Here is a 22465-nt window from a genome sequence, read left to right on the forward strand (position 1 = left end):
TTCCCGGGTCGTGGGGGTTCTCGACGGCGGCGGCCGGGCGCGGGGCCCGGACCGCCGCCGTCTCACTGCTCGGCGGGGCGCCGGTCAGTCGTCGCAGGACTCCATCTCGACGTCCTCGTTGCGCTCCTGGTCCGGCTCGTACCCGGTGCCCTCGGTCGCGGAGGCCAGGGCCTCCTCCCAGGCGCCCTCCTCCTTCATCTTCTCGATCGCGTCGTTGACGTCCTCGCACACGTCGGTCGAGCCCTTGGGCAGGCCCACGCCGTAGCGCTCCTCGGTGAAGGGGTTGCCGACCACCTTGAACTTCCCGGAGTTCTCCTGGGTGGCCGCCAGGCCGGCGAGGATGATGTCGTCCGTGGTGACGGCGTCCACCTGGCCGGACTCGAGGTAGGTCGTGCACTCGGCGTACCCGCCCTGCTCCACCAGGTTGACGCCCTGGGCGTACTCGTCCTTGATCTTCTGGGCGGAGGTGGAGCCGGTGACGGAGCACAGGTTCTTGCCGTCGAGGTCCTCCGGGCCCTTGATGCCGTTCTCCTCCTGGCGCACCAGCAGGTCCTGGCCGGCCACGAAGTAGGGGCCGGCGAAGTCCACGCGCTGCTTGCGCTCGTCGGTGATGGAGTAGGTCGCGAAGATCATGTCCACCTCGCCGCCCTCCAGGGCGTTCTCGCGGTTCGCCGAGGGGGTCTGGACCCACTCGATCTGGTCCTCGGAGTAGCCGAGCTCGCCCGCGACGTACTTGGCGACGTCCACGTCGAAGCCGGTGGGCTCGCCGGAGCCCTCGCGGAAGCCGAGGCCGGGCTGGTCGAACTTGATGCCGATGCGGACGGAGTCCCCGCCGCCGCCCGCGGTCTCGCTGGCGCCGCCCTCACCGCCGCCGCCGTTCTCCGAGGAGGACGGGGAGCAGGCGGACAGGGCCAGGGCGGCCGAGGCGGCCAGGGCGGCGATGGACAGGTACTTGGTGCGCATGGTTCCTCCAGTGACGGTGCGGGATGGGTGCGGTTCGGGGCCCGGTCCGGGTCCGGCCGGGATCCTCCGGGCCGGCGACGTGCCGGGCGGGTCAGTGGGTCAGGATCTTCCCCAGGAAGTCCTTGGCGCGGGGGTGCTGGGGACGGGTGAAGAACGTCTCGGGGTCGGTGTCCTCCAGGACGGCGCCGCCGTCCATGAAGATCACCCGGTCGCCGGCCTTGCGGGCGAAGCCCATCTCGTGGGTGACCACGACCATGGTCATGCCCTCGCGGGCGAGCTGCACCATGACGTCGAGCACCTCCTGGACCATCTCGGGGTCCAGGGCCGAGGTGGGCTCGTCGAAGAGGAGCACCTTGGGCCTCATGGCCAGGGCCCGGGCGATCGCCACGCGCTGCTGCTGGCCGCCGGAGAGCTGGGCCGGCATCTTCTTCGCCTGCTGGGCCACGCCCACCCGCTCCAGCAGTTCCATGGCCTCCTTCTCGGCCTGGGCCTTCTTCAGTCCCTTGACCTTGATCGGCCCCAGGGTGACGTTCTCGAGGATCGACTTGTGGGCGAAGAGGTTGAAGGACTGGAAGACCATCCCGACGTCGGCCCGCAGCCGGGCGAGCGCCTTGCCCTCCGCGGGCAGCGGCTTGCCGTCGATGCGGATCGTGCCGCCCTCGTCGATCGTCTCGAGGCGGTTGATCGTGCGGCACAGCGTGGACTTGCCCGATCCCGAGGGACCCAGGACGATCGCCACCTGCCGCTCGGGGATGGTGAGGTTGATGTCCTTGAGCGCCTGGAAGGAGCCGAAGTGCTTGTTGACGTCCTCCAGTTCGACCAGGACCCGCGTGCCGGTGGTGCCGGCCGCGGGGGGGTCCGCTGGGCCGGATGTGCTCTGCGTCATGCCGAAGAGACTATAGGACCGCATCCGTCCACGTCACCAGAGGGCGGCGGACCGCCCACCCTTTACCCGATCGTTGCGTCCCTGAAGCACCTCGTCCGAGGGAACGGGGCGGACCGGCGCCCGCGGGCGCGCCCCGGCCGGGGCGGCCCGCACCGGCCGCCCGCACCGGGGCCGCACTAGGGTGGTGCCATGCCACAGGACAGCACCGACGGGACCGACCGGCACGGCATCCGCCGGGGACCCCAGACGATCCGGGGGACCCGCGCGCGCATCCCCACCTTCGACCAGTTGCTGCTGGACTCCCGGCCGCGCCTGGCCGACCTCGCCGAGCCGCGGCACGTGGACTTCACCTCCACGGACCCGTGGCGGGTCATGCGGATCCAGGGCGAGTTCGTCGAGGGCTTCGGCTCGCTGGCCGGCCTGGGGCCGGCCATCTCGGTCTTCGGGTCCGCCCGGGTCCGCCCGGGCGAGCCCGGCTACGAGCAGGCCCGCGAGGTCGGCCGGCTGCTCGCCCGGGCCGGCTTCGACGTCATCACGGGGGGCGGGCCCGGGGCCATGGAAGCGGCGAACCGCGGCGCCAAGGAGGGCGGCGGGCACTCGGTCGGGCTCGGGATCGAGCTGCCGCACGAGCAGGGCATGAACGAGTGGGTGGACCTCGGGATCGACTTCCGCTACTTCTTCGTCCGCAAGGTGATGTTCCTGAAGTACTCCCAGGGCTTCGTGGTGGTGCCCGGCGGCATGGGCACCCTGGACGAGCTGTTCGAGGCGCTGACCCTGGTGCAGACCGGGAAGGTCACCGCCTTCCCGGTGGTGCTGCTCGGCCGGGAGTTCTGGGCCCCCCTCGTGGACTGGGTGCGGCAGACGCTGGCGGCGCGGGGGATGGTCGACGCCGGCGACGTGGAGCTGCTCCAGCTCGCCGACACCCCCGAGGAGGCCGTGGACCTCGTGCTGCACACGGTGCCGGTGGACCGGTGGCCCGACCGCCACCGCGCCGACGCGGCCCGCCGGCGTCCGGCGGACGAGTTGCTCTCCGGCGCCCCTCCGGCCGAGCGGCCGGCGGACCCGCTCGCCGACCCGCCCGGGCCCGGGGACCCGCCGGCCGACCCGCGCCGCACCGACCGGCGCCGGTCCGACCGCGGCGAGGCGGCGGGGGACCCGCAGTGAGCGTGTTCGTGGTGCTGGTCCTGGTGGCGGCCGTCGTCGTGGTGGGCCTGGCCGCGCTCGCGCTGGCCGGCCGCACCGGTTTCGCGGCGCCGCTCGCCGAGCCGCTGCCCACCCTCCCGCCCGTGCTGCTGCCCGCGGAGCCGGGCCCCGCCGACGTGGCGGCCGTGCGCTTCTCGCCGGGCCTGCGCGGCTACCGGATGGACCAGGTGGACGAGGTCCTGGAGTGCCTGGCGGCCGCGCTCGCCGCCCGGGACGCGGAGATCGAGCGGCTGCGCGGGCGGGAGGACGGCGCGGTCCCGCGGCCCGCTGACCCGGGCGGTCGTGGCGGTGTGATTAGCGGCACCGCCGGGAATCCGGAATAATGAGGATGTCAAGCGCCCAGCGACCGGCGCTGGCCTGGCGTCGGCCGCCGGAACATCCGCGGCCCCGCTGTGACAGGGGAACCGCAGTGAGAAGGGAACACAGATGGCAGCCATGAAGCCTCGTACCGGGGATGGTCCCATGGAAGTGACCAAGGAGGGACGGAGCCTGATCATGCGCGTGCCGATCGACGGCGGCGGTCGCCTGGTCCTCGAGCTCAACAACGAGGAGGCCAACTCGCTGAAGGAGTGCCTCGTCGGGGTCACCGAGGGCTGATGCCCCGCCCGGCCGCCTCGGCCGGGCTCCACGACGGGACCCCCGGACCATCGCCTCGCGGCGGGTCCGGGGGTCCCGTCGTGTCCGGGGTGGTCCGTCCGGCCGCGGTTCGCGCCCGGGACCGGCGGCCGTCGCCGCTCCCCAGCGCAAGGGGCCGGGAGGGGCCGGCGCTCAGCGGCGCACGGCGATGAGGACGCCGGTGCCGGTGGGCACGAGGGCGGAGAACCACTCGTGCTCGTCCCGCAGCAGCTTCCCGGCCTCGCGGGCGGCGACGGTGGAGGCCTCGCGCACCGCCGGCCGGGGCACCCGGTCCTGGTCCAGGGCGTCGTTGACCACGAGCAGCCCGCCCGGCCGCAGCAGCCGCGCGGCCTGCTCCACGTGGAAGACGAGCGAGGCCTTGTCCGCGTCCAGGAACACGAGGTCGTACGAGCGGCTGGTCAGCCGCGGCACCACCGTCCGGGCCCGGCCCGTGATCATCCGGGTGCGGTTGGCGGGGAAGCCGCCGTCGGCGAAGGCCTCGCGGGCCGCCCGCAGCGCCTCGGCGTCCGGGTCGATGGTGGTGAGCATGGCGGACCGGGACAGCCCGCGCATGAGGGCCAGCCCGGAGACGCCCGCGCCCGTGCCGATCTCCACGAGCGTGGCGGGGGAGCGGGTCGCCGCCAGGACCGTCAGCAGGGCCGCGGTGCCCTCGCTCACGGGGGTGATGCCCAGGTCGGCGGAGCGCTCGCGGGCCCGCAGCATGACCTCGTCCTCGTCCGGACGCGACTCGGCGAATGCCCAGCTGGCATGCTTGTCGGTCTGGTGGGGGCTCAGGGCCTTCATGGTGCGGGCTCGATTCTCTCGGGACGGAGGCGGTCCGGGCCGGCGGGGACTCCGCGCGGGTGGCGAACCGGTGTCCCAGTCTACGGCGAGCCCGGTGGGTGTTCAGGCGCCTCCCAGAAAGGGCGGGCAGACTGGGCCGGTGACGGAAAGGAGTCGACGGCAGTGTGCCTGACCGACTGCACCACACCCCTCATGAAGCCCCCCTGCACCCCGGCCCCCGGAATCCCCGCCGGAGGGAAGGACACCGTCTGATGGCGGTGTTCCATCCGCGCGCGCGTCTCGACTCCTATGTCGAGGGCGCCCTGGCCCCCGGCTCCCACCAGCGCGTGAGGGCGCACCTCGCCGACTGCGCGGACTGCCGCCGGGAGGTGGAGCAGCGTCGGCGCATCCTGCGGGCCGCCTCCTCCCTCGGGTCCACGGCGTGGGCGCGCTCCACCGCGGCCCGGCCGTCGGCGTACCCCGGCCGCCCGACGGGTCCCGCGGAACCGCCGCTGCTCGAGCGCCGGGAGGGGATCGCGGGCTGGAAGGTGGTCCTCGGGCTCGGCGCCGCGGGGCTCCTCGCCTCGGGTGCCCTGGCCGGAGCCTGGGTCGCCGGCGACCCGGACGCCTCCCCGCCGGAACACCTCCTGCCCCTCGCCGGTGCCCCCGCCTCCGACGAGGGCGGGGACGCCCGCGTGTCGGCCCCCGGGTCCCCGAGGTCGACCGACGGCGCCGCCACCGACGGCGCCGCGACCGGCGGGCCGGCGGCCGGGACGGGCACCCCGGACGCGGCCGTGCTGGCGCCCGCCGGTGCCGGGCTCCCCGCCGTGGCCGCCCCGTCCCCGGCGACATCGACCGCGTCCCCGGACGCCGCGTCCGTCCCGGCGGTGCCCGGTGGCGAGGGCGGGTTCACCCGGGCCGGCGCCGTGGACCTGACGCCGGCCATGGTCACCGAACTGCGGCAGGCGGGGTGGAACGTGCCCACCCTCCACGGGCTCGGACTGCGGGGGGAGACCACCGGGTGGCAGCACGGGGAGGGTGCCGCCGAGGTGGTCATGACCCTGTCCGGGGACGCCCACTCCCTCGAGCTGCACGAGTGCCGCTCCCTGCGGGACGGGGCGGCGCCGCCGTCGTGCCCCGTGGACTGGACCGCGGCGCCCGCCGCGGGGGGCTCGTCCGGTGCCGCGGGCCCCGCGGCCGCCGCCCGGGAGGCCGGTGCCGCGGCCTCGGCGCTCGCGAGCGTGGTCGCGGAGCCCCTGGCCGACGTCGGCGGTCGGCCCGTGGAGCTGCCGGTGGGCGTGGAGATGACCGTCCGGGAACGGGCGGACGGCTCGTGGACGGCAGCCATGACGACGGACGAGGCGTCCTACGCGGTGGACTCGGACCTGCCCGTGGAGAGCGCGTCCCGCGTGATGTCCATGGTGGTCATCTCGGAGCGCTCCCGGGTGCTCGGGGGGACCGCCCCGGACTCGGCCGCCGAGCGGCTCGCCCGGGGGTTCGACCGGCTGTTGCCGTGGTCCGGGGTGACCCTGGTCGCACCGCGGTGACGGCCGCACGTCGTGCCCGCGGCGGGCACGGGGCGCTCCGGTAGGCTGGGGTCCCGTGACCTTCGGAATCAACGGTGCAGAGCTCATCATCCTGGTGGTGCTCGCCGTCCTGGTGCTCGGCCCCGAGAAGCTGCCGGAGTACACCCGCAAGCTCACCGAGTGGATCCGGAACCTGCGGGCCATGGCCGAGGGGGCCAAGTCCCAGTTCAAGGAGGAGACCGGGACCGACTTCGACGAGATCAACTGGCGGCGCTACGATCCCCGGCAGTACGACCCGCGCCGCATCATCCGCGACGCGCTCTCGGAGCCCGTGGACGGTCCCGACGCCGGCCGGGCCGCCCGGCCCTCGGGCGCCGGCTCCACCGCCGCCCTGGACGACGACACCCGCGAGTCGCTGCGCACGGACCTCGAGGCCGCCCGCTCCGAGCGGGACGCCCTGCGCGACGACCTCAGGGAGATGGACCCCCGTGCCCTGTTCTTCGGCTCCTCGCGGCGCTCCGCCGAGGCTCCGGAGGGGCAGGACCCGCGCCCCGGCGCGGAGGCCGCCGAGTCCGTGGACGTGCCCGTGGACGTGCCCGTGCCGGAGGGTGCCGTGGAGGGCACCGACGGCGCCGAGGGGCCGGGGGGTTCCCGCGCCGCCGCGCCGGTGCCCGCCGTCGCCGCGACGGTCCCGGTCGCCTCGGCCGTGGGGTCCGAGGACGGGCCCGCCGCCTCCCGGCCGCTGCCCGGGACCGGCGCGGAGCCCGGCGCCCCGGCCGGGCGGCGGGCCACGCCCTTCGACCCCGAGGCCACCTGAGCCGAGCCGGGACCCCGCCGGGCCTGCGGCCGGCCGAGTCGCCCCCGTGCCTGTGGTCGGCCGGGCCGCCCCAGGGCCAGCGCCGAGGCCGCCCCGCCGTCGGCCGCGGGCGGGGTCAGTCGCGCGGGCTCACCGGCAGGCGCATCCCCGCCAGCCCGCGCGGCCGCACGGCCAGCGCCCCGGCGATGCGCCGCAGTTCGGCGCCCGCCGCCGAGTCCGGATGGGCCAGCACCACGGGGGTGCCGCCGTCGCCGTCCTGGCGCAGCACCGGGTCCAGCGGGACGGATCCCAGCAGGGGGACCGGCTGGCCGAGCGACTGCGTGAGGCGGTCCGCCACGAGCTGGCCGCCGCCGCTGCCGAACAGGTCCAGCACCGTGCCGTCCGGCAGGGTCATCGCGGCCATGTTCTCCACCACGCCGGCCACCTGCTGCCCGGTCTGCTCGGACAGCTCCCCGGCCCGGGCCGCCACCTGGGCGGCCGCCTGCTGCGGGGTGGTCACCACGAGCAGCTCCGAGGTCGGCAGCAACTGGGCCGCGGAGATCGCGATGTCCCCGGTCCCCGGCGGCAGGTCCACGAGGAGCACGTCCACGTCCCCCCAGTACACGTCCGTCACGAACTGCTCCAGGGCGCGGTGCAGCATGGGCCCGCGCCAGGCCACGGGCCGGTCCGCGTCCAGGAACATGCCGATCGAGATGACCTTCACGCCGTGGGCCACGGGGGGCAGGATCATCTCGTCCACCCGGGTGGGCCGCGCCGTGGTGCCGAGCAGGCCGGGGATGGAGAAGCCGTGGATGTCCGCGTCCACCAGGCCCACGGACAGGCCCCGGGCCGCCAGCGCGGTGGCGAGGTTCGCGGTCACGGTGGACTTGCCCACGCCGCCCTTGCCCGAGGCCACCGCGTAGACCTTGGCCAGGCCCTGGGCACCGAAGGGGTTGGCGGGCCGGCCGGCGGTGAGCCGGTCCTTCAGGGCCGCCCGCTGCTCCGGGGTCATGACGGCCATGACCACCTCGACGCCGCGGCACCCCTCCAGACCGGCCATCGCCCGCTCCACGTCCCCGGTGATGGTGTCCCGCAGGGGGCAGCCGGCGATCGTCAGCCGGATGCCGATCACCAGGTGTCCGGTGGCGCGGTCCTCCGTGACCGCGTCCACCATGCCGAGCTCGGTGACCGGGCGGCGCAGCTCGGGGTCCAGCACGCCGCCGAGGCGCGCCCAGGCGGCCCGCTCCAGGGCCGTGGCGTCCGCGGGCGGTCCCGGCACGCCGGCGGGCGCGTCGGAGCCAGGGGCGTCGGCCCCGGTGACGCGGGATCCCGGGGCGTGCTCGGGCGTCGCGGGGGAGGGGGTGTCCGTCATGCGGTCGGGGTGTCCTTGTCGGTCGTGGGGTCCGTCGTGGGGTCCGTCATGGGGTCCGTCGTGGGCTCCGCCGTGCCGCCGCTCCGGACGGGGAGGCGCTGGCCGCCCGCCGCCTCCTCCGCCGCGATGATCGCGAGCGTGGTGGTCGGCGAGGCCTCGTCGTCGCCCTCGCGGCGCTCGCGCGCCTCGCGGCCGGGCCGGTTCTTCTTCTTGGCCTTCTTCCGGGTGCCGCCCCCGCGGGAGGCCCGGTCGGCGTCGGGCCCGGAGGCCCCCTCCGCGAGCAGCTCCGCGCGGACCTGCTCGCGCAGCTCGGCCCTGAGCTCCTCGGTGATCTCCGCGACGGCGTCGCGCATCTCGGAGCGGACGAAGTCGCGGGTGGCCACGTCCTGCAGGGCGATGCGCAGGCCGGCGAGCTCGCGGGTCAGGTACTCGGTGTCCGCGAGGTTGCGCTCGGCGCGCAGGCGGTCCTCGCGCAGGGACACCTTGTCCCGGTCGTCCTGCCGGTTCTGCGCCAGCAGCAGCAGGGGTGCGGCATAGGAGGCCTGCAGCGAGAGCACGAGGGTCAGCGCGGTGAAGCCCAGGGCGGCGGAGTCGAAGCGCCACGGGTCTGGGGCGAAGGTGTTCCACCCCAGCCACAGCGCGCAGAACACGGTCATGGCCAGCAGGAACTGGGGCGTGCCCATGAACCGGGCGAAGCCCTCCGTGGCCTCCCCGAAGGCGTCCGGGTTGGGGCTCAGCCGGGGCCAGCGCCGGCCCCGGGCCCCGAGCGGGGTGTCCAGGCCGGTCCGGCGCATGCCGGGGTCGCCGATCTTGTCCGCCATCATCCCGCCTTCCGCCGCATCCGGTGCTGGTCGTGCTCGTCGGGATCGTCCATGCTGCGCCAGTCCTGCGGGAGGATGTGGTCCAGCACGTCGTCCACGGTCACCGCCCCCACCACCCGGTGGTGCTCGTTGACCACGGGGATGCAGGTGAGGTTGTACGTGGCCAGCTCGCGGGTCACCGCGGGCAGCGGCGTGAGGTCGGAGACCGGCTCGAGGTCCTTGTCCAGCAGGTTGCCCAGCGGCTCCGGCGGCGGATAGCGCAGCAGCTTCTGGAAGTGCACCACGCCGAGGTAGCGGCCCGTGGGCGTCTCCAGCGGGGGCCGGGCGACGATCACCAGCGAGGCCATCGCGGGGGTGAACTCCTGCTGGCGGATGTTCGCCAGCGCCTCGGCCACCGTGGCCTCCGGCGGCATGATCACCGGCACCGGCGTCATGACGGAGCCGGCGGTGTTCTCCTCGTACTCCATGAGACGGCGGACGTCGTCCGCGTCGGCGGGCTCCATCAGCTCCAGCAGCAGCTCCTGCTGGGAGTCGGGCAGCTCGTGCAGCAGGTCCGCCGCGTCGTCCGGGTCCATCTCCTCGAGGACGTCGGCGGCCCGCTCGATGTCCAGGTGCGAGATGATCTCCACCTGGTCGTCGTCGGGCAGCTCCTGCAGCACGTCCGCCAGCCGCTCGTCCTGGAGCTCGGTGGCCACCTCCACGCGGCGCTTGGCGGTCATCTCGTGCAGCACGTCGGCCAGGTCGGCCGGCTTGAGGTCCTCGTGGGCGGCGACGAAGCTCGTGGCCCCCTGCGGCTCCTCGCGATCGGCCCACCGGGCCTGGCCCCAGTCCAGCAGCAGGTGCTCGCCGCGCACGCGACCGAACGCGGTGCGCCCCGCGTCACGGCGGACGTAGAGGTCGCTGACCAGCCAGTCGCCGTTGCGCTGCTGCTCGAGCCCCACGTCCTCCAGCACGGCCGTGCCGGAGCCGTCCGTGAGCGTCACGCGCCGGTCGAAGAGGTCCCCGGCCACCATCAGCTCGGCCCCGCGGCGCTCGAAGCGGCGCAGGTTGATCAGCCCGGTGGTGATGACCTGGCCGGAGTCCATGGACGTCACCCGGGTCATCGGGACGAACACGCGCTTCTTGCCCGGGACCTCGATGACGAGCCCGACCGCCACGGGGGGCAGTCCCGGCCCGCGGTCGGCCACCACGGCATCGCGCATGCGGCCCAGGCGGTCCCCCAGCGGGTCGAACACGTCGAGGCCCAGCAGGCGGGCGACGAAGATCTTGGGCGCACTCATCCCCCCAGCCTAGTTGGCGTCCGGGGCCCGGGGGCTTACGCCGGTGGCGGAGAACCCGCCGCCCGTGGTGCCCGGCCGCGACCGGGGCGGCAGAATGGGGCCATGTCCATGTTCTTCGGCCCCGCGTCCACCGATCCCACGGGCGGCGGCCTGCCGCGCGGGGAGGTCCTGGGCACGTACGAGACCTACGCGCAGGCGCGCGCCGTCCTGGACCGGCTCTCCGAGGCCGGGTTCGAGGTGCGCACGGTCTCCATCGTCGGGACCGACCTGCGCATGGTCGAGCGCATCCGCAACCGGCTCACCTATGCCTCGGTGGCGCTGCGCTCGGCCCTGCAGGGAGCCTTCTTCGGCCTGATGCTCGGCATCGTCATGTCCCTCGTGGACCCCTCCGGCTCGGGCCTGGACATCCTCTACACGGTCGGGCTCGGCGTCGGGATCTGGGTGCTGCTCGGCGTGGTGGGCCTCGCCGTCCGCAAGGGCCGGGGCTTCGACTCCGTCCAGCAGCTCGTCCCGACCCGCTTCGACGTGGTGTGTGCCTTCGAGACGGCGGCGCGCGCCCGGCAGCTGCTCGGCGGCCCGGCCGGGTCCCCGGCCGGACCGTCCGTCCCGGCGCCGGCCCCGCCGTCCGCCCCCCTGCCCGGCCCGACGCCGGGCCCGCGCTCCGGGGGCGGGGCTCCCGGCGGCCCCGGGGCCGCCGCCCCGGGGTCGGGGGCCGAGGACGGGCCCGCCGGGCCGGTGGGCTCCGGATCCCACGCGGCCGGTCCGTCGCCGTCCGGGGGTCCGGACGCCGGTATGGCCTCCGCAGGGAGCCCCGCCCCCGGCACGGCCGGGCAGGACGGGACCGCCGCCCCGGCCGGGAGCGGACGCACGGCTGCCGGGCAGGCGGCGGCCCCGGAGGCGCCCGTGGCCCCGGCGCGGCCGGGCGGTTCACACGACCTCCCGGACCTGCCGGACGGGCGCCCGCAGTACGGCATCCGGCTGCCCGAGGCCGAGGCCCGGGTGCTGCGGGAGCGCATGCTGCGCGGGCGCGGTACCGGCCACCCCCGGAGCCAGGGCGCGTTCGCCGCGCCCGACTACGGCCACGGCGGGGCCGGCGGTCGCGGCCGGCGGTCGGACCCGCACCGCCCCGTCGACGGTGTCGACGGCGGGGAGGGCCCCGGCGCCGGGGGTCCGCAGGCGGTGGACGGCACGGAGGGACCGGCGCCGTCGTCGGGGGCCGGGGAGGAGGGCTTCCGCCGGCCGCGCTACGGCCGGCGCGCCGCGCGCCCCGGCGAGGGCGCCGCGCGGCCCGGCGGCGCCTCCGCGGGCCAGGGCGACGACGGCCCGGCGGGTGCGCGGAGCACGGCGCCGGAGACCGGCGACGGGCCCGGGACGAGCGCCGGTCCCGACCGGCCCGCCGACCGCCCGGAGCCCGGGCACCCGGCGGGGGACCCGCCCCGCGACGGCTCCGCCTGAACCGGCCGGGCCGGCCGTGCGGGGCCGCCGGATCCTCCGGGCGGGCCCGGAGGATCAGCCCTGCAGCCGGGCCATCCACTCCTCGATCTGCTCGGGCGTGCGCGGCAGCGCGGCGGAGAGGTTCTCGGCGCCCTCGTCCGTGACGAGGATGTCGTCCTCCAGGCGCACCCCGAGGCCGCGGTACTCCTCCGGCACGGCGAGGTCCTCGGCCTTGAAGTACAGGCCCGGCTCGATGGTGAACACCATGCCCGGCTCCAGCACGCCGTCCAGGTAGAGCTCGCGCTTGGCCTGGGCGCAGTCGTGCACGTCCAGGCCCAGGTGGTGGCTGGTGCCGTGCGGCATCCAGCGCCGGTGCTGCTGGCCCGCCGGGGACAGGGCCTCCTCCACGGACACGGGCAGCAGGCCCCACTCGTGCAGGCGCTCGGCCAGCACCCGCATGGCGGTCTCGTGGATGTCCCGGAACCGCACGCCGGGGCGCACGGCTTTGAAGGCCGCGTCCGCCGCGTCCAGCACGGCGGAGTAGACGCGGCGCTGGACGTCCGTGAACGTCCCGTCCACGGGCAGGGTGCGCGTGATGTCCGCCGTATAGAGGGACTCGGCCTCCACGCCGGCGTCCACGAGGATCAGGTCCCCGTCCCGCACGGCGCCGTTGTTGCGGATCCAGTGCAGGACCGTGGCGTTGTTGCCGGAGGCGGCGATCGTGTCGTAGCCCAGGTCGTTGCCCTCCAGCCGGGCGCGGGCGAAGAAGGCGCCCTCCACGATGCGCTCGCCGCGCTCGTGGCCGCGCGCCGTGGGCAGCACGCGCACGATGTCCTCGAAGCCGGCGATCGTGGCGGCCACGGAGCCGCGCAGCTCCTCGACCTCCCAGCCGTCCTTGACCAGGCGGAGCTCGGAGAGGAACTCGGACAGCTCGCCGTCGAGGGCGTCCGAGGCCTCCAGGTCCACGCCCGTGTTGATCCGCGAGGTGTCCACGAGGGCCTCGACGTCCAGGTCGGACCCGCGCAGGAGGCGGATGCGGACCCCACCGAACTCCACGGCGCCGGCGTCCTTGGTGACGGCGACCTCGAGGCCGGACAGGTCCGCGGTCCGGATCCCGGTGCGTGCCTCCAGCTCGCCGAGCGTGGGGCGGGCCCCCACCCAGAACTCGCCCGTGCGGGCGTTGGAGTAGAACTCCTCGGTGTCGCGGCCGGCTAGGGGGCGGAAGTACAGCGTCGCCTCGTGGTCGGAGCCGTGGTCCCCGGCGCCCTCGTCCACGGGCTCGAGCACCAGGACGGCGTCCGGCTCGTGGTCCACGCCCAGGCCGGTCAGGTGGGCGAAGGCGGAGTGGGCGCGGAAGCGGTAGTCGGTGTCGTTGGAGCGGACCTTCAGCGGGCCGGCCGGGACCACGAGGCGCTCACCCGGGTAGCGGGCGGAGAGGGCCTTGCGGCGCTGCGCGGCGAACGGCGAGGAGGCGTCCGGCATGGCCGGGGCCGCGGAGGCCGGAGCCCAGTTGGCCCCCATGAACTCCTTGAACGCCAGGGAGGTCGGCTTCTGGGACCGGTTGTCCACGCGGTCCTGGAGGGGCTGGGGGTCGTGGTCCGGGGTCGCCGGCAACGGGGACTGTGCATCGCTCATGGCGTCCATCATCGCACCCCGGCGGCGGCGTCCCCTGGCCGCTCCGCCGCGGGCCGTGCCACCGGCCGCGCGAGGGGTTGGCTAGGCTGGTGGGCATGCCGTTCGACCTGCACACGCACTCCAATGTCTCGGATGGCACCGAACCGCCCCAGACCGTGGTGCGCGCCGCGGCGATGGCCGGGCTGGCGGGGCTCGCGCTGACCGACCACGACTCCACGGCGGGCTGGGCGCGGGCCGCGGACCAGGCCGTCGCCTCGGGGCTCGTGTTGATCCCGGGCATGGAGGTCTCCTGCGTCTCCTCCACGGGCATCAGCGTCCACCTGCTGTCCTACCTGCACGACCCGCACGACGAGGCCCTGCGCGCGGAGATCGAGCGCGCGCGGAGCTCGCGGTTCTCCCGGGCCCAGCGGATGGTGGAGCGGCTGGCGGAGGACTACCCGATCACGTGGGACGACGTGCTGCGCCACTCCACGCCGGACGCCACCATCGGCCGGCCGCACATCGCCGACGCGCTGGTGGCCCACGGGGTCGTGCGGGACCGCTCGGCGGCGTTCACCTCGATCCTCACCCCGCGCTCGCGGTACTACGTGGGCCACTACGCCCCGGACCCGGTGGACGCCGTCCGGCTCGTGCTGGCGGCCGGCGGCGTGCCGGTGTTCGCCCACCCGGTGGCCTCCATGCGCGGCCGCGTGGTGGGTCCGGAGCTGTTCGAGGAGATGATCGAGGCCGGCCTGGCCGGCGTGGAGGTGGACCACCGGGACAACCCGGACGAGGGACGGCGCTGGCTGCGGCTGCTGGCCCGCCGGCACGGCCTGGTCGTGACCGGCTCCTCCGACTACCACGGCGCGGGCAAGCCCAACCGGATCGGCGAGCACACGACCCCGGACGCGGTGGTCGCGCAGATCATCGAGCGCGGCACCGGCACCGAGGTCATCCGCCCCTGACGTCCCCGGGCTCCGCGGTGTCCGCAGGACCCGCGGCGCCGCCGAGGTCCGGGGTGTCCACCGCGCCGCTGCGGTCCGCGGCCGCGCCGACGGCCAGCCGCGGGCTCAGCGCGGCGAGCCGGCGGCCCATGACCTCGATCGCCTCGGGATTGCGGTCCACGAGGACGAACCGCCGCCCCAGCTCCGCGGCCGCCGCCCCGAGCGTGCCCGAGCCGGCGAAGAAGTCCAGCACCCAGTCCCCGGGCCGGGAGGACGCCGCGACCATCCGGCGCAGCAGGCCCAGCGGCTTCTGGGTGGGGTACCCGGTCTTCTCCCGGCCCGTGGGGGAGACGATGGTGTGCCACCACACGTCCGTGGGCAGCTTGCCGCGCTCGGCCTTCTCCGGGGTGACGAGGCCCGGCGCCATGTACGGCTCGCGGTCCACCTCGGCGGAGTCGAACCAGTACCCCTCCGGGTCCTTCACGTACACCAGGATCGTGTCGTGCTTGGCCGGCCACCGGCGCCGGGACCGGCCGCCGTAGTCATAGGCCCAGATGATCTCGTTGAGGAAGCACTCCCGGCCGAAGATCGCGTCCAGCATGACCTTGGCGTAGTGCACCTCCCGGTAGTCCAGGTGCAGGTACAGCGTCCCGTCGTCAGCCAGCAGCCGCCACGCCTCGCGCAGGCGCGGCTCGAGGAACTCCCAGTAGTCGGCGAACGCGTCGTCGTAGGAGGCCAGGGCGCCCTTGATGGTCTTGTAGCCGCGGCCGCCGAAGCCGATGCGGTCGGCCTCGTCCGCCGCGGCGCGCACCGTGGTGAGCTGCTGACGCCGCTGCGTGCGCCCCGTGTTGAACGGGGGGTCGAGGTACACCAGGGTGAAGGCCCCGTCCGGCAGCGACGGCAGGAACTCGAGGTTCTCCGCCGCCACCACCAGGTCGGGGCCCTCCGGGTCGAATCGCGTCACGTCGCCGCCGGGGACCGGGCTGCTCAGTCGCCGGAGGCCGGGGCCGCGCCGGAGCCGCCGCCCGGTGCCGCCTCGCCGGTGCGGCGGCGCGTGCGGGTGCGGCTGCGCCGGCGCGCCGAGCGCTCGCGGCCCTCGCCGGCACCCTCGGCCGCAGCCCCGTCCCGACGACGGCCCTCGCCCGCGGCGCCCTCGGCGCCGCCCCGGGTGGCGCCCCCGGCCGCGGCGCCCTCGCGCCCGGCACCGTCGCGCCCGGCGTCGCGGCCCCGACCGCGGGAGCGCCCGCGCCCACCCTCGGAGCCCTCGCGGCCGGCGTCGCCGGAGCCCCGGCCGCCACGTCCGCCGTCACGGCCCCCACGGCCGCCCTCGCGTCCGCCGTCCCGGCCCCCGTCGCGTCCGCCGCGGCCGCGCTCGCGCCCGCCGCGCGGGGCGCCGGGGCCGCCGAGGTCCTCGAGGACCTCCGCGTCGAGGCCGGCCTTCGTGCGCCGGACCTTCGGCAGCCGGCCCTTGGTGCCCTTCGGGATGCCGAGGTCGGCGAACAGGTGCTTCGAGGACGAGTAGGTCTCCGCCGGCTCGGGCACGTCCATGCCCAGGGCCTTGTTGATCAGGGTCCAGCGGGGCATGTCCTCCCAGTCCACCAGGGTCACGGCGGTGCCCTTGTTGCCGGCGCGCCCCGTGCGGCCCACGCGGTGCAGGTAGGTCTTCTCGTCCTCGGGGCACTGGAAGTTGATCACGTGGGTCACGTCGTCCACGTCGATGCCGCGGGCGGCCACGTCCGTGGCCACCAGCACGTCGATCTTGTCCCCGCGGAACGCGCGCAGCGCCTGCTCGCGCGCGCCCTGCCCGAGGTCGCCGTGGATGGCGCCGGCGGCGAAGCCGCGCTTCTCCAGCTCGTCCGAGAGGCGGGCGGCGGTGCGCTTGGTGCGGGTGAAGATGATGGTCTTGCCGCGGCCCTCGGCCTGCAGGGCGCGGGCCACCAGCTCGTCCTTGTCCATGTGGTGGGCGCGGTACACCAGCTGGCGGATGTCCTTCTTGGTGATGCCCTCGTCCTCCGGGTCCGCGGCGCGGATGTGGGTCGGCTGGGTCATGTACCGGCGGGCCATGGCGACCACGGGGCCGGGCATGGTGGCGGAGAAGAGCATGGTCTGGCGCACCTCCGGGACGGCGGAGAGCAGCGTCTCCACGTCCGGCAGGAAGCCCAGGTCCAGCATCTCGTCGGCCTCGTCCAGCACCACGATCTTGACCAGCTTGAGGTTCAGGTGGCGCTGGCGCATCAGGTCGATGAGCCGGCCGGGGGTGCCGACCACGACCTCGACGCCGCGCTGGAGCTCCTCGATCTGCGGCTCGTAGGCGCGGCCGCCGTAGATGGTGGCGATGCGCACGGACCGCTTGGAGGCGGCGGCGGTGATGTCCGCGGCCACCTGGTTGGCCAGCTCGCGGGTCGGCGCCACCACGAGCGCCTGCGGGGCGCCGGGGGCGGAGAGCCGGTCGAAGCCCTCCTCGTCCGGGCCGACCACCCGCTGCAGCAGCGGCAGGCCGAAGCCGAGGGTCTTGCCCGTGCCGGTCTTGGCCTGGCCGATGATGTCGTGGCCGGACAGGGCGACCGGCAGCGTCATGGCCTGGATGGGGAAGGGGTGGGTGATGCCCTTCTCGGCCAGCGCCTCGACCATGTCGGCGCGCACGGCGAAGTCCGCGAAGGTCTTCTCGGGCTGGGGCGCGTTGGCCTCGTGGATGTCGATCGAGTCCTCGACGTCCACGGTCTCGATGGCGGCGGTGGAGAGGTCCTCGGTGTCGACGTCGTTGTCCGCGGCGATCTTCTGTTCAGGGGTCATGGGGAGGGTGTCCCGTCGTTCAGGCACGTCGGCCCGGTGCGATGGCACTGTGTCAGTGCGCTCCTGCGGCTCGCCCCTCCGAGCGGGTGGGCGGCGCGGTCCGGCCGGACGCCGTGCGTCCTTGGTGGAGCCGATCGCGGGAGTTGCCGGGCGACCTCCGCGCGGAGGGCCCGGGACCCGGGCCGGCCCGCGCCGTGCTGGCGGGGCCTCCTGCCGGATCCGGTAAGTCAGATCACGAGGGTGAACACAGATGAACAGTGCGACCGGTCATCCCTGGTGGCCTCAGTCTACCGGTTCGGAGGCCGCCTGCCGTGCGGGCTCCGCCGGGGGCTCCTGGCCGGCCACGCGGAACAGCACGGTGCGGGTGGCCATGTCCGCGGTCACCAGGACCACGCGCACGCGGCTTCCCGCCGAGGCGAAGCCCTCGTAGCGGGCCAGCACGGGCGGGTGCTCCACCTGGACCTCCCCCCACGGCAGCCGCCCCTGCTCCCGGGCCCTGGCCTCCTGCTCGGGCCCCGGCGCGGAGACGACCACCGCGTCGAACTCGCGACCCTCCAGGCCGTGCAGGGAGGCCGCCTCCACGAGCTCGAGGGCCGCGTTGGCGGTGCGGGAGGCCAGCAGCGTGGACTCCCGCATGGCCTCGGGCAGCGCGGGCAGCACGCCGCGGACGGCCGCCGGGACCTCCTCGCCCCGGACCAGGGCCAGGCAGGTCACGAGGACGAAGCGGTCCACGAGGCGGCGCAGCGGGGCGGTGGCGTGGGCGTAGGGCGCCGCGATCGCCGACTGCTCCGCCTGTGCGGGCACCTCGCCGTCGAAGGCCGTGTAGCCGGCCCCCCGGAAGAGGGACGTGGCGGCGTGCATGATCGCCAGCTGCTGCGGATCGCGGATGTCCAGCCCGCGCAGGTACTCCCCGTAGGACTGTTCCCGGGGCCAGGGCCGGCCGAGCGCGCGGGTGCGGGCGCGGAACCGGTCCACCGAGTCGTCGTCGGCGGCCGGCATGGTGCGCAGGATGCCCACCCCGCCGTCGAGCATGATCCGGGCCGCGGCCATCCCCGTCAGCAGGGAGACCTGGGCGTTCCAGTCCTCGACCTGCAGTGGGGGAGCGGTGAGCACCGCGTAGCCGCCGTCGGTGGCCGTGATCTCCTGCTCGGGCAGGCGCAGGCTCGCCCCGCCGCGGGCGGCCTCCCGCTGCGTGCGCAGGATCCCCACCCGCCGCAGCAGCGCGAGCGACCGGGCGATCCGCTCCGCCTCCGTCGCCCCGGCGGCGCCGGCGCCCCCGTCGGGCCCGGGGCCGGGTGGTCCGCCGACCGGGCCGGCGTCGATCCTGGCCTGCGCCTGCTCGTAGGTGAGCTGCTCGCGGCTGCGCACCGTGGCCCGCTCCAGGTCGGTGCCCACGAGGGTCCCGGCGGCGTCCAGGGAGAAGGTCCACAGGTACGCGCCGCGGTCCACCCGGGGCAGCAGCGAGCCCTGGCCCTCGCTGATGACCTCGGGGTGCAGGGGCACCCGGCCGTCGGGGAGGTAGACGGTCTGGCCCCGGCGCAGCGTCTCGGCGTCCAGGGCTCCGCCCGGGACGATGAAGGCGGGCACGTCGGCGACCGCGTAGTGGACGGTGAAGCCCTCCGGGTGGCCCTCCGCCCCCGGCTCGATGAACAGCGCCTGGTCCAGGTCCGTGGAGCCCGGGGGGTCGATCGTCACCAGGGGCAGCCCGGTGCGGTCGCGTTCGGGCAACCGGGCGGCGACGGCGGCCGCGGCCCGCTCCGCCTCGGCCAGGACCTCGGGGCTGAACCCCGCGGGCAGGCCGAACTCGTCCCGGAGCGCGGCCATCCGGCGCGCCAGTTCGGTCTGCGCGGCGGAGCGGGCGAGGTCCAGGTGGTAGTAGGACACGGGTCACACCCTACCGGCCGGTCGGTGCCCGCGCCGCCGGTGCGGCCGGGCGGGCGGGGCCGGCGGTCGGCCGCGGCCGCCGGGACCCGCGGCCCCCGGGACCCCGCGGTTGACCACCGCGGGCCGGCACGGCACCGTGGGAGCCATGACGGGAATCCTCACGGGCGCGGACCTCGACGACGCGCTGGCCGGGCTGCCGGACTGGCGCCATCGCAACACCGGGATCTACACGGCGTACCGCTGCCGGGACAGCGCGGCGGCGGTGGAGCTGATGGGCCGGATCGGCGCGGTGTGCGAGGAACTGGACCACCACCCAGACCTGGACTGGCGCTATGACCACCTGTTCCTCGACTCCTCCAGCCACGACGCCGGGGGAGCGGTCACGCGGCGCGACGTCCGGCTGGCCCGGCGGATCTCGGAGCTCGCCGCCGAGTCGGGGGCCGTGCCCGTCCCCGCCGAGAACCGGTCCTACGACCTCGCGCTGGACACCCGTGACCCCGAGGCGCTCGAGGGGTTCTGGGCCACCGCGCTCGGCTACGCGCGCCACGGGCGGACGGGCGACCTGCGGGACCCGCACCGCCGCGGGCCCGGGCTGTGGTTCCAGCGGACCGGCACCCCGGACGCGCGCCCGATGCACGTGGACGTGACCGTCCCGTGGGACGGGCTGGACGCGCTGCGCACCGAGCTGGCCGGACGCTCGCGGGACGGCCGGGAGGACGACGCCTTCGCCCCCCGCTGGTGGATCTACACGGACGCCGACGGCAACCGCGTGTGCCTGTGCAGTGGCGAGCCCGACGAGGACGCCGAGGACGCCGAGGACGCCGGGGACGGCGACGACCCGGCGGCCTGAGGGCCGTCCGGGTCGTCGGGGGTCCGGCGGGACGAGGGGGTCCGGCGGCGGCCGGAGGGGCCGCGGCCCCGGCGGCGTCAGCGGCCGGGGGTGGCCACGAAGCCCACGGGGCGGGCGGACTCGGTGCCGATCTCCACGTAGCCGATGATGTTCGCCGGGACCAGGACCACGCGGCCCTTGGTGTCCTTCAGGCGCAGCGGCCCGCCCTCGGCGAGGGCGTCGGAGACGAGGCGGGCGACGTCCTCGTTGCTGGCGTCCGACTCGATGACGACTTCACGGGCCACGTTCTGCACGCCGATGCGGATCTCCATGGCGGTCTCCTTCGCTCAGGTCATGGACCGGCCCCGGCGCCGGGACCGGACGGTTGTTCCGAACGCCAGACTAGGCGAAAGCACCGCCTGACGGGCCCGGCGGCGCCGGCTTCGGCTCCCGGCGTAACGCGCCGGGACGGCTCAGCCCTCCTTGGGGAAGCGGCTGATGCCGCGCCACGCCAGCCGGAAGGTGAGGTCCGCCGCCGCCTCCAGGTCCGGGCGGCCCTGCCGGCCGGAGTGCGCGGCCCAGTGCCGGGTCGCGGACTGCACGATCCCGGCCAGGCCGTGGCCCAGCAGCAGGGCCTCCTCGCCGGACAGGCGGGTGTCCGCGGCGATGATCTCGGCGATGTCCGTGGCGAAGCGGTGGTCGAGCTCCTCCATCCGCCCGGCGACCGCGGGGTCGTTGTTCAGCCCGGAGTCGAAGAGCAGCCGGTACGCCCGGTCGGGGCGGTCCATGAACTGGAAGTAGGCCCGGATGGTGGCGCGCACCCGCTCCTTGTTGTCCGTGGTGGAGGCCAGCGCCGACGAGGTGGCCTCCTGCAGCAGGCCCAGCTGCGTGTCCATGAGGTCCAGGAACAGCTCGTGCTTGCCCGGGAAGTGCTGGTAGAGCACGGGCTTGGAGACGGCGGCGGCCACGGCGATGTCGTCCATCGAGGTGTCGTGGTAGCCGTTCTCCACGAAGACCTGCTGCGCGGCGTCCAGCAGCTGGCGGCGGCGCTCCTCGCGGGGCAGCCGGGACGGACGCACAGGGGTGGAGCTCACGGTGGGGCCTCTCTCGACGGGCCGGCGGCGGCGCCGGGCGGACGGACCGACCGGTCAGGACGGTGCGGACCAGTCTACCGGCCGGTAGGAGCGGCGCCGAGGCCCGGCGTCACGGGGCGACGCGGGGACCGGACGGGAGGGGCACCGGGAGCGGTGCCGGGCGCCCTCAGGCGATGCGCGCCGAACCGGACGCGTGCGCGGCGCCCGGGGTGCCGGCGTCGGGCCCTGGGACGGTGGCGCCGGCGGCGCCCGCCGGGTCCGCGAGCCCGACGCCGGCCGGGCAGGAGGCCGGGGGCGTGCCGGTCCCGGAGCCGGGGACCTCGAGGCCGAACAGGACGTTCAGCGCGCGCTCGTACTCCTCGAGCCGGCCCTCGGCGGCGAGCTCCTTGGCACGCACGGTGGGCTCGTGGAGGATCTGGCGGACCATGCGCCGCAGCGCGAACTCGACCTCCTCGGCCGCGGCGGTGCAGCCGTGGCGGGCGCGCACGCGCTCCATCTCGGAGTCGAGCACCTGGTGGGTGTGCCGGCGCAGGGCGACGATGGCCTCGTTGGCGCTGCGCGCGCGGCGCTCGTGCAGGTACTCGTCCACCGCGCTGTCCACGAGCCGGGCGGCCGCGGCCATGGCGGCCCGCTGGCCCTCCGGGGCGGCCATCTTGACCGACTCCAGGGTGATCAGGTCCACGCCGGGCAGGTCGGCGATGGCGGGGTCGAAGTCGTGGCTCAGGGCCAGGTCCAGCACGGTGAGGCGGCGGGTGACGCCCTCGCGCAGGCGCTGCAGGGTCTCGGCCTCGAGCCGGCGGTCCCCGCCGGAGCAGCCGATGATGACGTCCGCCTCGGCGATCGCGCCGTGGATCCGCTCGCCGCCCAGGGCCAGGGCCCAGCCGCCGCGGTCGGCCACGAAGGCCTCCGCGCGCCCGGACGCGGAGTGCACGCCCACGTTCAGGGCGCCACGGTCGGCCAGCTGGGCCAGCGTGGTCCCGGCGTAGGCGCCGGTGCCGATGAGCAGGACGTTGGCGTCCTCCCAGAAGCGCTGCGCGCCGACCACGGACGAGCCGGCCCGCATGCTGGTGGCCAGGTCCAGGGCCACGGAGACGATCGAGCGCCCGGCGGCGCCGAGGGCGGTGTGGGTGCCGACGTCCTTGGCGGTGCGGGTGGCCGTCTCGAAGAGCTTGGTCAGGGTGCCGGTGGTGATCCCGGACTCCTGGGCGGCGCCGAGGGCCCGGCGCACCTGCCCGGCGATCTCGCGCTCGCCCACGACGGCGGACTTCAGCCCCGCCCCCACCTCGAAGAGGTGGCGCACGGCCGCGTCCCCGGCCAGGGTGCGGAAGGAGGAGGCCACGGTGGACTCGGCGAGGCCGGAACCGCGGGACACGGCCTGCAGCAGCTCCTCGCGGGCCTGCTCCACGGAGGACTCGTCCGGGGCCTCGGCGTAGATCTCCACGCGGTTGCACGTCGCCAGCACCACGGCCCCGCGGGCGGTCGAGGCAGGGATGACGGAGGCGACCTCGCCGGTGCCGTTGCTCAGCTGCGCCACCGTGTCGAGGTCAAGGTCGGTGTGCGAGGCAACCAGGGAAAACAGAGCCACAATGACCACGATTCTACCGCCTGTGGAGGGCGGGCGGCCACCG

Annotated in this window: 21 protein-coding genes; 8 read left to right on the forward strand and 13 right to left on the reverse strand. The window is 75.5% G+C overall.

Annotated elements, in window-relative coordinates:
- Window positions 1-84 precede the first annotated feature (84 nt).
- Together E7744_RS05395 and E7744_RS05400 are read right to left on the reverse strand one after the other, a co-directional pair.
- Window positions 85-963 carry a glutamate ABC transporter substrate-binding protein gene (locus tag E7744_RS05395; RefSeq protein ID WP_137773233.1) on the reverse strand — a complete coding sequence of 293 codons (879 nt, stop codon included), beginning with the start codon at window positions 961-963 and terminating at the stop codon, window positions 85-87.
- 91 nt (window positions 964-1054) lie between these two features.
- Window positions 1055-1849: an amino acid ABC transporter ATP-binding protein gene (locus E7744_RS05400; RefSeq protein WP_137773234.1), complete on the reverse strand. Its 795-nt coding sequence runs from the start codon at window positions 1847-1849 to the stop codon at window positions 1055-1057.
- Between the two features lie 189 nt (window positions 1850-2038).
- Between E7744_RS05400 and E7744_RS05405 the strand changes: the two genes are divergently transcribed.
- From E7744_RS05405 to E7744_RS05415, 3 genes are all read left to right on the forward strand, one after another.
- Window positions 2039-3013 (forward strand): TIGR00730 family Rossman fold protein, encoded by a 975-nt coding sequence (locus tag E7744_RS05405; protein WP_137773235.1) that lies wholly within the window; start codon window positions 2039-2041, stop codon window positions 3011-3013.
- Window positions 3010-3375 carry a DivIVA domain-containing protein gene (locus E7744_RS05410; protein WP_137773236.1) on the forward strand — a complete coding sequence of 122 codons (366 nt, stop codon included), beginning with the start codon at window positions 3010-3012 and terminating at the stop codon, window positions 3373-3375. Before E7744_RS05405 ends, E7744_RS05410 begins: the two co-directional genes overlap by 4 nt.
- A gap of 103 nt (window positions 3376-3478) precedes the next feature.
- On the forward strand, window positions 3479-3649 hold the full coding sequence (locus E7744_RS05415) for a DUF3117 domain-containing protein (RefSeq protein ID WP_083843390.1): 171 nt from the start codon (window positions 3479-3481) through the stop codon (window positions 3647-3649).
- Between the two features lie 171 nt (window positions 3650-3820).
- On the opposite strand, the gene E7744_RS05420 is transcribed toward E7744_RS05415, so the two are convergent.
- Window positions 3821-4471, reverse strand: a complete 651-nt coding sequence (locus E7744_RS05420; protein WP_137773237.1) for an O-methyltransferase — start codon at window positions 4469-4471, stop codon at window positions 3821-3823.
- Between the two features lie 251 nt (window positions 4472-4722).
- Here E7744_RS05420 and E7744_RS05425 point away from each other — a divergent pair, with 251 nt between their 5' ends.
- Both E7744_RS05425 and E7744_RS15940 read left to right on the forward strand, forming a co-directional pair.
- Window positions 4723-5997: a zf-HC2 domain-containing protein gene (locus E7744_RS05425; protein WP_137773238.1), complete on the forward strand. Its 1275-nt coding sequence runs from the start codon at window positions 4723-4725 to the stop codon at window positions 5995-5997.
- A 55-nt stretch (window positions 5998-6052) separates the two neighbouring features.
- The gene (locus E7744_RS15940) at window positions 6053-6793 is read left to right on the forward strand and encodes a twin-arginine translocase TatA/TatE family subunit (protein ID WP_137773239.1); all 741 of its coding nucleotides are present in this window, start codon (window positions 6053-6055) and stop codon (window positions 6791-6793) included.
- Between the two features lie 115 nt (window positions 6794-6908).
- On the opposite strand, the gene E7744_RS05435 is transcribed toward E7744_RS15940, so the two are convergent.
- The 3 genes from E7744_RS05435 to E7744_RS05445 are packed head-to-tail and all read right to left on the reverse strand — an operon-like array spanning window position 6909 to window position 10245.
- Window positions 6909-8144, reverse strand: coding sequence for an Mrp/NBP35 family ATP-binding protein (locus E7744_RS05435; RefSeq protein WP_137773240.1), 1236 nt, complete (start codon window positions 8142-8144; stop codon window positions 6909-6911).
- A complete protein-coding gene (locus E7744_RS05440; protein ID WP_137774871.1) occupies window positions 8141-8965 on the reverse strand; it encodes a DUF1003 domain-containing protein in 825 nt (274 codons plus the stop codon). The genes E7744_RS05435 and E7744_RS05440 overlap by 4 nt, the downstream gene beginning before the upstream one ends.
- Window positions 8965-10245: a magnesium transporter MgtE N-terminal domain-containing protein gene (locus tag E7744_RS05445; protein WP_137773241.1), complete on the reverse strand. Its 1281-nt coding sequence runs from the start codon at window positions 10243-10245 to the stop codon at window positions 8965-8967. The genes E7744_RS05440 and E7744_RS05445 overlap by 1 nt, the downstream gene beginning before the upstream one ends.
- Window positions 10246-10347: 102 nt before the next feature.
- Between E7744_RS05445 and E7744_RS16475 the strand changes: the two genes are divergently transcribed.
- Window positions 10348-11700: a general stress protein gene (locus tag E7744_RS16475; RefSeq protein WP_137773242.1), complete on the forward strand. Its 1353-nt coding sequence runs from the start codon at window positions 10348-10350 to the stop codon at window positions 11698-11700.
- 54 nt (window positions 11701-11754) lie between these two features.
- Here E7744_RS16475 and E7744_RS05455 read toward each other — a convergent pair whose 3' ends face one another.
- Entirely contained in the window at window positions 11755-13314 is a 1560-nt protein-coding gene (locus E7744_RS05455; RefSeq protein WP_137773243.1) for an aminopeptidase P family protein, read from the reverse strand.
- A 95-nt stretch (window positions 13315-13409) separates the two neighbouring features.
- Between E7744_RS05455 and E7744_RS05460 the strand changes: the two genes are divergently transcribed.
- A complete protein-coding gene (locus E7744_RS05460; RefSeq protein ID WP_137773244.1) occupies window positions 13410-14258 on the forward strand; it encodes a PHP domain-containing protein in 849 nt (282 codons plus the stop codon).
- On the opposite strand, the gene E7744_RS05465 is transcribed toward E7744_RS05460, so the two are convergent.
- The 3 genes from E7744_RS05465 to E7744_RS05475 form a co-directional block, all read right to left on the reverse strand.
- Complete coding sequence (locus E7744_RS05465) at window positions 14245-15201, reverse strand: site-specific DNA-methyltransferase (RefSeq protein WP_246858564.1); 957 nt, start codon at window positions 15199-15201, stop codon at window positions 14245-14247. The genes E7744_RS05460 and E7744_RS05465 overlap by 14 nt on opposite strands.
- Before the next feature lie 23 nt (window positions 15202-15224).
- Window positions 15225-17030, reverse strand: a complete 1806-nt coding sequence (locus E7744_RS05470) for a DEAD/DEAH box helicase (RefSeq protein ID WP_137773245.1) — start codon at window positions 17028-17030, stop codon at window positions 15225-15227.
- 282 nt (window positions 17031-17312) lie between these two features.
- A complete protein-coding gene (locus E7744_RS05475; RefSeq protein WP_137773246.1) occupies window positions 17313-18914 on the reverse strand; it encodes an RNB domain-containing ribonuclease in 1602 nt (533 codons plus the stop codon).
- 145 nt (window positions 18915-19059) lie between these two features.
- On the opposite strand from E7744_RS05475, the gene E7744_RS05480 reads away from it, so the two are divergent.
- On the forward strand, window positions 19060-19764 hold the full coding sequence (locus tag E7744_RS05480) for a 4a-hydroxytetrahydrobiopterin dehydratase (RefSeq protein WP_137773247.1): 705 nt from the start codon (window positions 19060-19062) through the stop codon (window positions 19762-19764).
- A 77-nt stretch (window positions 19765-19841) separates the two neighbouring features.
- On the opposite strand, the gene E7744_RS05485 is transcribed toward E7744_RS05480, so the two are convergent.
- The 3 genes from E7744_RS05485 to E7744_RS05495 all read right to left on the reverse strand — a co-directional run bounded on the left by E7744_RS05485 (window position 19842) and on the right by E7744_RS05495 (window position 22422).
- Window positions 19842-20075: a DUF3107 domain-containing protein gene (locus E7744_RS05485; protein ID WP_137773248.1), complete on the reverse strand. Its 234-nt coding sequence runs from the start codon at window positions 20073-20075 to the stop codon at window positions 19842-19844.
- A 141-nt stretch (window positions 20076-20216) separates the two neighbouring features.
- Entirely contained in the window at window positions 20217-20837 is a 621-nt protein-coding gene (locus tag E7744_RS05490) for a TetR/AcrR family transcriptional regulator (protein ID WP_246858565.1), read from the reverse strand.
- A 166-nt stretch (window positions 20838-21003) separates the two neighbouring features.
- Window positions 21004-22422 (reverse strand): glutamyl-tRNA reductase, encoded by a 1419-nt coding sequence (locus tag E7744_RS05495; protein WP_137773249.1) that lies wholly within the window; start codon window positions 22420-22422, stop codon window positions 21004-21006.
- Window positions 22423-22465 lie beyond the last annotated feature (43 nt).

It is taken from the genome of Citricoccus sp. SGAir0253, from assembly GCF_005877055.1.
Lineage (GTDB): Bacteria > Actinomycetota > Actinomycetes > Actinomycetales > Micrococcaceae > Citricoccus.

Excerpts from the sequence above, each read along its gene's own strand:
- E7744_RS05395 (WP_137773233.1), bottom strand. The coding sequence starts at position 963 with ATGCGCACCAAGTACCTGTCCATCGCCGCCCTGGCCGCCTCGGCCGCC.
- E7744_RS05400 (WP_137773234.1), bottom strand. The coding sequence starts at position 1,849 with ATGACGCAGAGCACATCCGGCCCAGCGGACCCCCCCGCGGCCGGCACC.
- E7744_RS05405 (WP_137773235.1), top strand. The coding sequence starts at position 2,039 with ATGCCACAGGACAGCACCGACGGGACCGACCGGCACGGCATCCGCCGG.
- E7744_RS05415 (WP_083843390.1), top strand. The coding sequence starts at position 3,479 with ATGGCAGCCATGAAGCCTCGTACCGGGGATGGTCCCATGGAAGTGACC.
- E7744_RS05420 (WP_137773237.1), bottom strand. The coding sequence starts at position 4,471 with ATGAAGGCCCTGAGCCCCCACCAGACCGACAAGCATGCCAGCTGGGCA.
- E7744_RS05425 (WP_137773238.1), top strand. The coding sequence starts at position 4,723 with ATGGCGGTGTTCCATCCGCGCGCGCGTCTCGACTCCTATGTCGAGGGC.
- E7744_RS05435 (WP_137773240.1), bottom strand. The coding sequence starts at position 8,144 with ATGACGGACACCCCCTCCCCCGCGACGCCCGAGCACGCCCCGGGATCC.
- E7744_RS05440 (WP_137774871.1), bottom strand. The coding sequence starts at position 8,965 with ATGGCGGACAAGATCGGCGACCCCGGCATGCGCCGGACCGGCCTGGAC.
- E7744_RS05445 (WP_137773241.1), bottom strand. The coding sequence starts at position 10,245 with ATGAGTGCGCCCAAGATCTTCGTCGCCCGCCTGCTGGGCCTCGACGTG.
- E7744_RS16475 (WP_137773242.1), top strand. The coding sequence starts at position 10,348 with ATGTCCATGTTCTTCGGCCCCGCGTCCACCGATCCCACGGGCGGCGGC.
- E7744_RS05455 (WP_137773243.1), bottom strand. The coding sequence starts at position 13,314 with ATGAGCGATGCACAGTCCCCGTTGCCGGCGACCCCGGACCACGACCCC.
- E7744_RS05460 (WP_137773244.1), top strand. The coding sequence starts at position 13,410 with ATGCCGTTCGACCTGCACACGCACTCCAATGTCTCGGATGGCACCGAA.
- E7744_RS05470 (WP_137773245.1), bottom strand. The coding sequence starts at position 17,030 with ATGACCCCTGAACAGAAGATCGCCGCGGACAACGACGTCGACACCGAG.
- E7744_RS05480 (WP_137773247.1), top strand. The coding sequence starts at position 19,060 with ATGACGGGAATCCTCACGGGCGCGGACCTCGACGACGCGCTGGCCGGG.
- E7744_RS05485 (WP_137773248.1), bottom strand. The coding sequence starts at position 20,075 with ATGGAGATCCGCATCGGCGTGCAGAACGTGGCCCGTGAAGTCGTCATC.